General features: G+C 74.2%; 8 protein-coding genes. 5 read left to right on the top strand and 3 right to left on the bottom strand.

Annotation, left to right across the window (positions count from 1 at the left end; genetic code table 11):
- Positions 1–23 precede the first annotated feature (23 nt).
- Together Q4A22_RS03090 and Q4A22_RS03095 are read left to right on the top strand one after the other, a co-directional pair.
- A complete protein-coding gene (locus tag Q4A22_RS03090) occupies positions 24–1,271 on the top strand; it encodes an MFS transporter (protein WP_303177140.1) in 1,248 nt (415 codons plus the stop codon).
- Between the two features lie 5 nt (positions 1,272–1,276).
- Positions 1,277–1,879, top strand: a complete 603-nt coding sequence (locus Q4A22_RS03095) for a hypothetical protein (RefSeq protein ID WP_303177142.1) — start codon at positions 1,277–1,279, stop codon at positions 1,877–1,879.
- A 104-nt stretch (positions 1,880–1,983) separates the two neighbouring features.
- On the opposite strand, the gene smc is transcribed toward Q4A22_RS03095, so the two are convergent.
- Entirely contained in the window at positions 1,984–5,625 is a 3,642-nt protein-coding gene (smc, locus tag Q4A22_RS03100; RefSeq protein WP_303177144.1) for a chromosome segregation protein SMC, read from the bottom strand.
- A 299-nt stretch (positions 5,626–5,924) separates the two neighbouring features.
- Here smc and Q4A22_RS03105 point away from each other — a divergent pair, with 299 nt between their 5' ends.
- The 3 genes from Q4A22_RS03105 to Q4A22_RS03115 all read left to right on the top strand — a co-directional run bounded on the left by Q4A22_RS03105 (position 5,925) and on the right by Q4A22_RS03115 (position 11,142).
- Entirely contained in the window at positions 5,925–6,950 is a 1,026-nt protein-coding gene (locus Q4A22_RS03105; protein WP_303177145.1) for a 3-oxoacyl-ACP synthase III, read from the top strand.
- A gap of 65 nt (positions 6,951–7,015) precedes the next feature.
- The gene (locus Q4A22_RS03110; protein WP_303177146.1) at positions 7,016–9,757 is read left to right on the top strand and encodes an alpha/beta fold hydrolase; all 2,742 of its coding nucleotides are present in this window, start codon (positions 7,016–7,018) and stop codon (positions 9,755–9,757) included.
- A complete protein-coding gene (locus tag Q4A22_RS03115; protein ID WP_368410541.1) occupies positions 9,754–11,142 on the top strand; it encodes an NAD-dependent epimerase/dehydratase family protein in 1,389 nt (462 codons plus the stop codon). Before Q4A22_RS03110 ends, Q4A22_RS03115 begins: the two co-directional genes overlap by 4 nt.
- A 103-nt stretch (positions 11,143–11,245) precedes the next feature.
- Here the strand turns inward: Q4A22_RS03115 and mutM are convergent, their stop codons facing one another.
- Positions 11,246–12,175: a bifunctional DNA-formamidopyrimidine glycosylase/DNA-(apurinic or apyrimidinic site) lyase gene (mutM, locus tag Q4A22_RS03120; protein ID WP_303177147.1), complete on the bottom strand. Its 930-nt coding sequence runs from the start codon at positions 12,173–12,175 to the stop codon at positions 11,246–11,248.
- A 4-nt stretch (positions 12,176–12,179) separates the two neighbouring features.
- Positions 12,180–12,884 carry a ribonuclease III gene (rnc, locus tag Q4A22_RS03125; RefSeq protein ID WP_303177149.1) on the bottom strand — a complete coding sequence of 235 codons (705 nt, stop codon included), beginning with the start codon at positions 12,882–12,884 and terminating at the stop codon, positions 12,180–12,182.
- Position 12,885 lies beyond the last annotated feature (1 nt).

Genomic DNA, 12,885 nt, shown 5'->3' on the forward strand with positions numbered 1-12,885 from the left:
CAATCTCCCATAAACTGCCAGGCGTGTCCCGCCCCGAAACCCCCTCCCACGACGACGCCGCCCGCGCACCTCACGCGCAGACGGTCCCCGAGCCCATCAAGGTCCTGATCGCCGCGGCGTTCGTGATCGCCCTGGGCTACGGCCTCGTGGCGCCCGTGCTGCCCCAGTTCGCCGCGAGCTTCGGCGTGGGCGTGGCCGCCTCCTCCGCCGTGATCAGCGCCTTCGCGCTGTGCCGCCTGGTGTTCGCGCCCGCGAGCGGCAGCGTGGTCAACCGGCTCGGCGAGCGCCCCACCTACCTCATCGGGCTCATCGTGGTGGCGCTGTCCTCGGCGGCCACGGCCTTCGCCCAGGACTACTGGCAGCTGCTCGTGTTCCGGGGGCTCGGGGGCATCGGCTCCACCATGTTCACGGTCTCCGCGATGGGGCTGATCGTGCGGCTCGCACCGCCCACCATGCGGGGGCGGGTCTCCGGGTACTACGCCACGGCGTTCCTCCTGGGCGGGATCCTGGGACCGGTGCTCGGCGGCCTCCTGGCCGGACTGGGGATGCACGCCCCCTTCCTGATCTACGCGGGCGCCCTGTTCGTGGCGGTCCTCGTGGTGTGGCTGCGCCTGAAGGACGAGACGCTCGGAGCCGGTCGCGCGGGCTCCGCCCAGCCGCCCATGCGGGTCCGTGACGCGCTCGACGCCGGGGCGTACCGCGCCGCACTCGCCTCCAGCTTCTCCTCGGGGTGGACCGCCATGGGCGTGCGCGTGGCCCTGGTCCCGCTGCTCGCCGCGCAGGTGGTGGGTGAGGGTCCCGCCGTGGCCGGGCTGGCCCTGGCGCTGTTCGCGGTGGGCAACGCCGCCGCGCTGACCGTGACCGGACGGCTCACCGACCGGCTCGGGCGCAAGCCCCTGGTGCTCACCGGGCTGCTCGTGTGCGGACTCGCGACCATCGGGGTGGGCCTGAGCACCTCCGTGGTGGCGTTCGCGGTGCTGTCGCTGCTCTCCGGGGTGGGCTCCGGAACCCTCAACCCGGGCCAGCAGGCGGCCGTGGCGGACGTGATCGGCCCGGACCGCGCCGGCGGCAAGGTGCTCTCCCGCTACCAGATGTGCGCGGACGCCGGGCAGATCCTCGGACCCGTTCTCGCCGGCGCGCTGGCGGACTCCGCCGGGTTCGGCTGGGCGTTCGGGGTGTCCGGGGCGCTGATGCTGCTCGCGGCCCTCGCGTGGTTGCCGGTGCGGGAGACGCTGCCGGAGGGCGAACGTCAAGAGACGACGAGGGGCTGAGCACCATGGCGGAGAAACGGCGGGACGCGCGGCGAGACCGCCAGTGGGTCTGGATCGTGGGAATTCTCCTGTACATCGTCGGCCAGCTCGGGTTCCAGGAGCTCATGAGACGCGGCATCATCACCTGGCCGTGGGCCCTGTCCATGGCCGTGGGACTCACCGCGGTGGGCCTGGCGGTCGGGCGGTACGTGGTGATCCCACGGCTCTCGCGCAAGGAATCGGTGGATCCCCGGATTTCGCGCACCGACTCGTGGGAGTCCCCATTGGACCCGTCCCAGGCACTGGCCCGCATCGACCGCGCACTGCGCGATCAGGCCACCGAACTCACCGTGTCGGCGGAGACTCTGCACGTCCGGATGGGCTCCGACGAGGTGTACCGGGTGAAGGGGTCCGCCTCGGACAAGGGCTGGGCCGCACTTCCCCTCGCAGCCACTTTCCGGGTGGAGCCGCACAATGCCGGGTCGCTGATCCACGCGGAGGCCCGGGACGACCTGGGGTGGTATGCCGCCCCACCGCAGCCGTTCGTCGAGAACGAGGTGCAGCGGCGCGCCGCAACCCTCATCCGCCGCACCGGAGAGGCCACCCGCGGGACCGACGCGCCGGCCTGAGCGGGAGCCTTTCCGCGCGACGCACCGGCCGCCCCGGTGCGCCGCCCCGTGAACTACCCGTGCGGCGTCGTCCGCCGGCGTGGGTGGAGACGCTGCCGTCCCTGCTAGCGCAGCTGCGACAGCTGCTGGCCCACCACCAGGCTCACACCGTCCCCGCGCATGGACACCCCGTAGAGGGCGTCCGCAATCTCCATGGTGCGCTTCTGGTGGGTCACGATGATCAGCTGCGAGCTCTCCTGCAGCTGCTCGAAGATGGTGAGCAGGCGGCCCAGGTTGCGGTCGTCCAGGGCGGCCTCCACCTCGTCCATCACGTAGAACGGGGACGGGCGGGCCTTGAAGATGGCCACCAGCAGCGCCAGCGCGGTCAGCGAGCGCTCGCCGCCGGAGAGCAGGGAGAGCCGCTTGATCTTCTTGCCCGCGGGGCGCGCCTCCACCTCCACGCCGGAGTTGAGCATGTCGTCCGGGTCGGTCAGCCGCAGGCGGCCCTCGCCCCCGGGGAACAGGGTGGCGAACACGGAGACGAACTGCTCCGCAGTGTCCCGGTAGGCCTGGGAGAACACCTCCTCCACGTGCCGGTCCACGTCCCGGATGATGCTGCGCAGGTCCGCGCGCGAGTTCTTCACGTCCTCCAGCTGCGTGACCAGGAACCTGTGCCGCTCCTCCAGCGCCGCGAACTCCTCCAGCGCCAGCGGGTTCACCTTGCCGAGGGCCTTGAGCTGCTTCTGGGCACGGCGCAGCCGGGTCTCCTGCTCGTCCCGGCGGAACGGGGTCCCGGGGTCGCCCATGCTCGGCAGGGCCAGCTGCGCGGCCCCGTCCGACTCGTCGGCAGCCCGGGCCGCCTCGATGGCCGCGTCCGCGTCCGGCACGGGCAGGTGCGGGCCGTAGTGCTCCACCAGGAAGTCGGGTGTCAGCCCCAGCTCCTCCAGGGCGGTGGTCTCCAGCGCCTCCACGCGGGCCCTGCGCTGGGCGAGCTCCAGCTCCGCGCGGTGCAGCCGCTCGGTCAGCTCGCTCAGCTCGCGAATGGTCCCGTCCCGCTCGGTGCGCAGCCGGTGCGCGGCCTCGTCCAGTCCCGCGCGCTCGGTCTCGATGGCGTCCCGCTGGGCCGCTGCCTCCCGCGCGGACTCCTCGGCGCGGGTCCTCAGGTGGTCCGCGGCGGTTCCCACGGCCCGGGCCACGGCGGCCTGCACACGGCGTCGTTCGGCGCGGCGGGCCGCCTCGGCCTGCGCGGCCCGCTCGGTGCGCGCCGCGCGCTGCTGGCCCTCCGCCCGGGAGATTACGTGCCGGTGCTGCTCCTCCAGACCGCGCAGGGACAGCCGGGCCTCGGTCTCCGCCTCGCGGGCGGTCTTCGCCGCGGCGTCCGCCCGGTCCTTCGCGCCCGCGGCGGTGATCTGCTCCCGCTCGAGCTCCGCCTCGTCCCCGTGCTCGGCGGACTCCGCGCGTTCCAGCGCCTCCCGCAGCTCCTCCTGCTGCCGGGCCATGCGCTGCTCCGCGGTGCCCAGCACCTCCCGCCGCCGGGCGAGCTCGGAGTCCGCCGACGACGCCGTGGCCTCCGCCCTGCTCAGCGCCGCCCCGGCCGCGGCGGCCGCCTGCTGGTCCTTCTGGGCCTGCTGGGAGGCCTCCCGCTGGGCGCGGGCCGCCTCGGCACGCCCCGTCTCGGCACGCTCGGCCTCTGCGGTGGTCTTCTCCGCCGCGGTGCGCAGCCCGTCGAGACGCGCTTCCTCGTCCTCGATGCGCGCAAGGATCTCCAGGTTGCCCGCCGCCTCGGTGGCGCCCCCCTGCGCGGTCCGGGTCCCGTGGACGTCCCCGTCGCGGGTGACCGCGCGCAGCAGGGACGCCTCCCCGCCGGCCGCTGCCGCGGCGTCGAGCACGGCGAGCGCCTCCGCGGGCCCGGGGACCAGGACGGTGCAGGCGAGTTCCGCGCGCACGCTGCGCAGGACGACGTCGTCGTCCCCGGCTCCCGGAGCGGGCGACAGCACGGACGCGGCCGGGACGCAGCCCTCCGGGAGAGAGAGGTTCAAGGGTGCGGAGGGGGCCGGCGCGGTCCCGGCGAGGACGAGGTGGACCCGGCCCGACCCGGCCTCGCGCAGCGCGGCGAAGACCGTGGCGGCGTTCGCCGCGGACCCCACGGCGAGGGCCTCGGACCACGCACCGAGGGCCGCGGTGACCGCTCGCTCCCACCCCGGGGCCACGCGCACCGCGGCCGGCACGCTGCCGAGCACCGCGGTGGCACCAGCCACCGCGTCCGAGCCGTCCGGCTGGCGCACGGACTGGCGCAGGGTGTCCAGTCGCACCTGGGCGGCGTGCAGCTCGCTCGCCGCGGCCTGACGGGCGGACTCCGCGGCGCGGGCCGCCGCGCGTGCCGCCTCCGCCTGCTCCTCGGCCTCCCGGGCGCGCGCGGCGGAGCGCTCGACCGCCCCGGCGCTCGTGTCTGCGGCGTCGCGCAGGGAGGAGGTGTCCAGGGTGGCCTGCTCCGCGCGGGAGGCGACGTCCGCGATCTCCGCGCGCACGCGCTCCACGTCCGACTCTGCGGCCGTGAGCGCAGAGCGGGCGGAGGTCACGGCCGCGGCGAGCCGCGCCTGCCCCGCCCGGCGGTCCGCGGCGCGGCGCACGAGCTCCGCGGTGCGCCGCTCGGCCTCCCGTGCGGCGTCCTCGGCCTCCTGACGCGCGGCCTGCGCGTCGTGGAGCGCCTGCTGGGCGTGCGCCACGCGCTCGGCGAGGCGCTCGGCCTCCTCCCGGCTGCGCTGCGCCTGCTCCTCCAGGGCCTGCGCGTCCCGGCCCGGCGCCTCGGGTGCCTGCTCGCTGCCCAGCAGCCGACGCCGCTCCCCCGCCAGCGCGGACAGCGCCCGGAAGCGGTCGCGCACGGTGCTCAGCTCGTACCAGCTCGTGCGGGCGGCGTTCAGCGCCGGGGCCGTGCGGGCGGCGGCGGCCTCGGTACGGGCGAGCCGCTCGTCGAGACGCGCCAGGGCCGCCTCCAGCTCCTCCTTGCGCCGCCGCGCCTCGTCACCGGCGCCGCGATCCGTGTCCATGCCGGCGCGCGCCGCCACGAGGTCGTCCGCGAGTAGCCGGGCACGCGCGTCCCGCACGTCGAACTGGATGCGCTGCGCCTTCCGCGCGGTGCGCGCCTGGCGGCCCAGCGGGGTGAGCTGGCGCTCGATCTCCCCGGTGAGGTCCTCCAGCCGGTCCAGGTTCTGCTGCACCGACTCCAGCTTCCGCAGGGTCTTCTCCTTGCGGCGGCGGTGCTTGAGGATCCCCGAGGCCTCCTCGATGAACCCCCGGCGGTCCTCCGGGGTGGCCTGCAGGATCCGGTCCAGCTGGCCCTGGCCCACGATCACGTGCATCTCCCGGCCCAGCCCGGAGTCCGAGAGCAGCTCCTGGATGTCCAGCAGACGGCACGAGCGGCCGTTGATCGCGTACTCGGAGCCGCCCGAGCGGAACAGGGTGCGGGAGATGGTGACCTCGGAGTACTCGATCGGCAGGGCGCCGTCGGCGTTGTCGATGGTCAGGGACACGTGCGCACGGCCCAGGGCGGCGCGGCCCGAGGTGCCCGCGAAGATCACGTCCTCCATCTTCCCGCCGCGCAGGGACTTGGCCCCCTGCTCGCCCATCACCCACGCCAGGGCGTCCACCACGTTGGACTTGCCCGAGCCGTTGGGGCCCACCACGGCGGTCACCCCGGGCTCGAAGCGGAAGGTGGTGGCGGAGGCGAAGGACTTGAAACCGCGGACGGTGAGGGTCTTCAAGTGCACGCGGGAGATCTCCTGGGTCGAGGGGTGGACGCCGAGTCTACCCGGGCCCGCGGCGGCGCCCCGGAGCCCGCTGCGCCTGTGCCCGCGCCCCGTCCCACCAGGGGCGGGACCCGGACACCGCACGCAGTACCCGCAGGGGCCGCGACCCGCCCGGGCGACGCCGCGCCGTGACCCGGGGAGCTGTCGGAATGGGCCGCTAGACTGGGCCGGTCCAACCCGCTTGTTCACCCGAGCGCCGAGGTCCATCATTGACGATCGATTCTTGACGGTACGGGTGGCGTCTGATCGAAAGCGCCACATTGACCGGAAACTCCACCATCAGAAACCGAAACGCCGCCGTCCTGTCGGTCACCCGAACGGAGGCGGACGTGGTGATCCCGTCCACCCGGTTCGATGAGGAGTTGGCCCACACGTTCAGGCGGCTGCGCATGCCCAAGGGCCTGCTGGAGCGGCTCGCGGGCATCAGGGAGCGGCGTGGCTGGGCACCGGGACGGCACTTCACGGACGGCGCCACGGAGGCCGGCGAGGCCGCACTCGCGGAGTCGGGCATCCGCCCGGAGCAGATCGGGCTGTTCATCAACGCGTCCGTCACCCGCGACAACTACGAGCCCGCCGTGGCCGTGGGCATCCACGAGCGTCTGGGGCTGCCCAGCTCCGCCCTGAACTTCGACATGACCAACGCGTGCCTGGGCTTCGTCAACGCCCTCACGGTGGCCTCCTCCATGATCGACGCCGGCGCCATCGAGTACGCGCTCGTGGTGGCCGGGGAGGACCCCTCCCCGTGGCACCGGGCGGCCATCGAGCGGCTGAGCGAGGACGACATCACCCGCGAGCAGGTGGTCCAGGAGTTCGCCACCCTCACCCTGGGCTGCGGTGCGGCCGCCGCCGTGGTGGGGCCCGCGGACCGCCACCCGGAGGGGCACCGCATCGTGGGCTCCGTGACCCGCGCGGGCACCGAGTTCAGCCGCCTGTGCATCGGCGGTGGAGACGGCATGTTCACGGACGCCACCGGGCTGCTCAACCACGGGGTGGGCCTCGTGGTGGAGGCGTGGCTCGAGGCCGAGAAGGACGGCTGGGACTGGCGCCACATGGACTCCTACGTGACCCACCAGGTCTCCAACTCCCACACCAACAAGCTGATCGAGGACATGGGCCTGGACGCGGACAAGGTGCCGCTGACGTTCCCGTACTGGGGCAACGTGGCCGCGGCCGCCCTGCCCATGACCCTGGCGCTGGAGGCCGAGCGGCTCGAGCCCGGCGCCCGCGTGCTGTGCCTCGGCGTGGGCTCGGGGCTGAACACCACCCTCATGGAGATCGCCTGGTGAGCGCGCCGCAGCCCCCGCGCACCGGGGAACCACCGCAGGAAGCACCCCACCGCGAAGGAGCACCCGTGACCGCCAGCACCTCCCCCCGGCGCAGCGGCGCCGACCGCCTGCCCTTCACGGACACGGCCCTGCCCGGCGTGGACCCCGCGTGGTCCGCCGTGCACACCGTGGCCTCGTCCGCCCCCGTGGAGCCCGTGCCCGGGCGCAGGCGCCGCTGGCACGTGCTGGACAACGGAAACGCCATCGCCGCGAGCGGGCGCACCCCGCAGGGCATCGTCCTGGCCGTGCACGGCAACCCCACCTGGTCCTACCTCTGGCGGGACGTGCTGCGGGCCGCCCAGGAGGCCGAGCGGCCGTGGCGCGTGGTGGCCGTGGACCAGCTGGACATGGGCTTCTCCGAGCGCACCGGGCTCTTCCGACGCCTGGGCGACCGCGTCCAGGACCTGGGCGACCTCACCGCGGCCATGGGCATCGACACCGCGGGCCTGCCCGTGGTCACCCTCGCCCACGACTGGGGCGGGCTCATCTCGCAGGGCTGGGCGCAGGAGCACCCGCAGATCCACGCGGCCACCGTGCTGACCAACACCGCGGTGCACCACGACAACGCCGAGCCCATCCCCTCCGCGCTGCGCCTGGCCCTGAACGGCGCCGTGCACGAGCCCCTCACCGCGGGAACCACCGCGTTCCTGGACACCACCCTCGCGCTATGCGACCCGGCGCCGTCGAAGGCCGTGAAGCGCGCCTACAAGGCGCCGTACGCCTCGCGGGAGCGCCGGGAGGGGATCGCCCACTTCGTCGCGGACATCCCCGCCGCCGAGGACCACCCCTCGCACGCGGAGTACGAGCGGATCGCCGGGCGGATGAGCGCGCGCGAGGTCCCCACGCTGCTGCTGTGGGGCACGGGGGATCCCGTGTTCCAGCAGCGCTACCTGGACGACCTCCTGCGCCGGGCCCCCCACGCGGACGTGCACCGCTTCGAGGGCGCCAAGCACCTGCTCCCGGAGGCCCGGGACATCGCCACGCCCGTGCTCACGTGGCTGGACGAGCACTTCGGCGGGGCGCTGCCGGTGCTCTCCGCCCACCGCGAGCAGCGCGCCCGCGGCCGGGGCGGGTTCGTCCCGTTCTTCGCCGAGCTGGACGCACGACGCCGCGACGACTCCCCCGCCGTGGTGGACATGGGCCCCGTGGCCGCCACCGTGGACGGCACCCCCTCGTCCCTGAACGTGGAGCGCAGCGTGAGCTGGGCGCAGCTGTCCTCCTCCGTGGACCGCCTGGCCGTGGGCCTGCTGCGCACCGGCGTGCGCCCCGGGGACCGCGTGAACCTCATGGTCCCCCCGGGATCCATGCTCACCACGCTGATCTACGCGTGCCTGCGCATCGGCGCGGTGATCGTGGTGGCGGACCAGGGGCTGGGGCGCAAGGGCCTCACCCGTGCGCTGCGCGGCTCCTCCCCCCGCTGGTTCATCGGAATCCGCAAGGCCCTCGTGGGCGCCCGCGCGCTGGGCTGGCCCGGCACGCGGATCGCCGCGGAGCCCATGGACCCGGTCTCCAAGCGGCTGCTGGGGGTCTCCCACACGGTGGCCGAGCTCATGGACTCGGTGACCACGGTGGATCCCGCCGAGATCCCCGCCGTGGATCCGGACGCCGAGGCCGCCGTGCTGTTCACCTCCGGCTCCACCGGACCGGCCAAGGGAGTGGTCTACACCCACCGCCAGATGGCCGGGATGCGGGACACCATCCGCGACACCTACGGGTTGCGCGCGGGCACCGGGCTGGTGGCCGGCTTCGCGCCCTTCGCGCTGCTCGGCCCGGCCCTCGGAGCGGCCTCCGTGACCCCCGACATGGACGTCACGAGTCCCAAGACGCTCACGGCGCGCGCGCTGGCGCAGGCCACCATGGCCATCCGCGCGAGCGCCGTGTTCGCCTCCCCTGCGGCCATCGCGAACGTGCTCGCCACCGCCCACGAGCTCTCCCCCGCGGAGCGGGACGCGCTCGCCCGGGTGCAGCTCATGCTCTCCGCCGGGGCTCCCATCCCCGAGGAGCTGCTCACGCGGTTGCAGGAGCTCATGCCCGCGGCGGAGCTGCACACGCCCTACGGCATGACCGAGGCCCTGCCGCTCACTGACGTGAGCCTGGACGTGATCCGCGCCGCGCGCGAGGACGCCCAGCGCGGCGTCGACGGCGCTGGTCGCGGCGTCTGCGTGGGCACGCCCGTGGAGGGCGCCCAGCTGGGCGTGTTGCCCCTGCGCGCGGACGGCTCCGTGTCCCCCGAGATCGTGACGACACCCGGGGTCACCGGTGAGATCGTGGCGCGCGCCCCGCACGCCAAGGACCACTACGACCGGCTGTGGATCACCGAGCGCGAGTCGGACCTCACCCCCGGCTGGCACCGCACCGGGGACGTGGGCCACTTCGACGCCCGCGAACGGCTCTGGTACGAGGGCCGGCTGGCGCACGTGATCACCATGTCCTCGGGCCCGGTCTCCTCCGTGGCCGCCGAGCACGCCGCGCAGACCGTGCCCGGGGTGGGACGGGTGGCCGTGGTGGGTGTGGGTCCCGCGGGCGCACAGTCCGCGGTGGCCGTCATCGAGACCGTGCCTCCCACGTCAAAGCCCGCCCTCGCGGACGCCGAGCTGAGCGAGCGCATCCGTGCCACCGTGGACTTCGCCACCGGTGTGCCCGTCAGCGCGGTGCTGGTCATCCCGGAGCAGCCCACGGACATCCGCCACAATTCCAAGATCGACCGAGCCGAGTTGAGTGACTGGGCCGAGCGTGCCCTGGCCACCGGAAAGCTGAGTGCACTGTGAGCGACGACCCCACCGCCACCCCCCGGCGCGGCTCCGGCACCGGGCGCCACCGCGCCCCGGACGAGCAGCCCTCCACAGGCTCTCCCGACGCCGCCGCCCCGGGTTCCCGTACCACCGCGTCCGCGCCCTCGGCCGAGGGTTCACGCGAGCCAGTCGCCGCGGGCAGCGTGCAGATCGCGGACCCGGACCGCGGGGGCGCCACCGCCACCCAGGGCACCCTGGACGGCTCCGGACGCACCGTCCTGGTGACGGGCGCGTCCGGGATGCTCGGCGGCGACGTCGCCCGCGTCCTGCTCGCGCGCAACTGGCGCGTGCGCGTGTTCCAGCGCGGCCACGCACCCGTGGCCGAGCGCGAGGGGGTGGACGAGGTGCTGGGCTCCATCACTAACCCCGAGGACGTGGCTCGCGCCCTGGACGGCGTGGACGACGTGGTGCACCTGGCCGCGAAGGTGTCCTTCACCGGCGCCTGGGAGGACTTCGTGCGGGTGAACGTGACGGGCACCCGGATCCTGCTGTGCCAGGCGCAGAACGCGGGGATCTCGAACGTGGTGTTCGTGTCCTCCCCGTCCGTGGCGCACGCGGGCGTGTCCATCGAGGGCGCGGGCGCGGAGCCCGCGAACCCGAAGACGGCGCGCGGGAACTACGCCCGGTCCAAGGCCGCCGCGGAGCTGCTGGCGCTGGGCATGGACGGGCAGCGCGGGCTGAAGGTGGCCGCGGTGCGCCCGCACATCGTGTGGGGCCCGGGTGACACGCAGCTCGTGGAGCGCGTGGCGGACCGCGCGGCCGCCGGGCGGATGCCCAACCTGGACCACGGTGCCGCCATGATCGACACCACCTACATCGACAACGCCTCGGAGGGCATCGTGCGCGCGCTGGAGCGCATCGATGTGGTCCACGGCCGTGCCCTGGTGCTCACCAACGGCGAGCCGCGGCCCGTGGGCGAGCTGGTGGCCCGGATGTGCCGCGCCACCGGCTCCGAGGCCCCCACGCTGTCCATCCCGGGCGGTGTGGCGCGCCTGGCGGGGCGCATCATCGAGACCGTGTGGCCGCACCTGCCCGCGAAGCTGCGCGGGGGCGACGGCGAGCCGCCCATGACCGAGTTCCTGGCCGAGCAGCTGTCCACGGCGCACTGGTTCGACCAGCGCGAGACCCGGGAGCTGCTGGACTGGACGCCGTCGGTGAGCCTGGACGAGGGCTTCGCGCGGCTGGCGGCCTACTACCAGGACCACCCGCGCCCGCAGCGGCACACCGGATCGGTCTCGCTGGAGCGCGTGGAGGACGTCGCGGACGACCAGCGCGCCCGGGCCGAGGAGTCCTCGGTGGCCTCCGACACCGAGCACAGTGCGGTGACCACGGACTTGCAGAGCGTGCGCACGGTGCACTGAGCTCAGCCCGCAACGCACGAGCGCCCGTGACCGAGTGGTCGCGGGCGCTCGTCGTAGGGGGCTTCCCAGGCCGGGTCACCTGGGCCCCTTGGGGGACGGAGGGTCAGGCCCGGAAGCGCCGCGGCCGCCTCTGGCACCGCGAGCAGCGGTAGGAGGAGCGGTTGGCGAACTGCTCCCGCACGATCACCCCGTCCTCACCTGCGGCCTCGCAGCGGCGGCACGGCTGCCCCTCCCGGCCGTAGGCGTTCAGGGACCGGGAGAAGTACCCGGACTCCCCGTTCACGTTGACGTACAGCGAGTCGAAGCTCGTGCCGCCAGCGTCCAGCGCACGGCGCATGACCTCCTGGCACGCCTCCACCAGCGCGCGGGTGCGCGGGGCGGTCATGGTCTCGGTGGGCGCGGCCCAGTGCAGCCTCGCGGCCCACAGTGCCTCGTCCGCGTAGATGTTGCCGATCCCGGAGATCAGCCCCTGGTCCAGCAGCGCGCGCTTCAGTCCGGTGCGGCGGCGTCGCAGGGCGGTGTGGAAGGCGGCCACGTCGAACAGGGGGTCCAGGGGGTCGCGCGCGATGTGCGCCGCGTGCTCCGGAACCAGCCCACGACCGTCGGTGCTGGGGACGAGCGGATCCAGGATCATGCCGCCGAAGATCCGCTGGTCCACGAAGCGCAGGTGCTCGGGCAGGGGGGCGCCGTCCTCCCCCGGAGCGGGTGAGAGCCCCAGGCGGATGCGCTCGTGGCGCGGCGCGGACTGCTCCTCGGAGGTCACGAGCAGCTGGCCGCTCATCCCCAGGTGCACGAGCAGCGCGCTCGACGGAGCCGTCCCGGGGTGCTCGCGCAACGGCAGCCACAGGAACTTGCCGCGGCGCCGCGCGGAGTCCACCGTGAGGCCTGCCAGGCGCTCCTGGAAGTCCAGGACGCCCGCCGTGTGGCGACGCAGGGACCGCGCGTCGAAGACCTGCACGGACTCCACGGTGCGCCCCACCACCCAGCGTTCGACGCCGCGGCGCACCACTTCCACCTCGGGCAGCTCGGGCACGGGCTCAGCTCCCGGACGGGAAGCGGGCCTCGATGGCCTCGCACGCGGCGGCGGCGGCAGAACGCTCGGCGGCCTTCTTGGAGGTTCCCTCGCCGTGGCCGAGGAGCTCGTCCCCGATCACGGCATCCGCGGTGAAGTGGCGGGCGTGGTCCGGGCCGGTGCCCTCCACGGTGTAGCGAACGATCCCCAGGCCGTGCTGGGCGGCGAGCTCCACCACCTGGGTCTTCCAGTCGCGGCCCTCGTGCAGGACGGTGGCGTCCTCCAGCAGGGGCACGATCATCCGCAGCACGAGGTCGCGCGCCGGGACCGGCCCCAGGGACTCGTACACCGCGCCGATCACGGCCTCGGTGGTGTCCGCGAGGATCGAGGGCTTCTCGCTGCCCTGGGTGCGGACCTCGCCCCTGCCCAGGCGGATGTGGGCCCCCAGGCCCATCGAGCGGGCCACCCCGGCCAGGGCTCGGGCGGAGACCACAGAGGCCCGCAGCTTCGCGAGGCGCCCCTCGTCCCACTCGGGGTAGCGGTGGTAGATCTCGTCCGTGACGGCGAGCTGCAGCACGGCGTCCCCCAGGAACTCGAGCCGCTCGTTGTGCGTCTCCCCCGGGTGCTCGTACGCGTAGGAACGGTGTGTCAGCGCAATGCGAAGCGTCTCGGTGTCGAGTTCGACACCGAGACGCTCAAGCAGTTCGCCGGGATCCGGCAAAGTGGTCACG

The organism is Kocuria sp. (assembly GCF_030530945.1).
Taxonomy (GTDB): Bacteria; Actinomycetota; Actinomycetes; order Actinomycetales; family Micrococcaceae; genus Kocuria.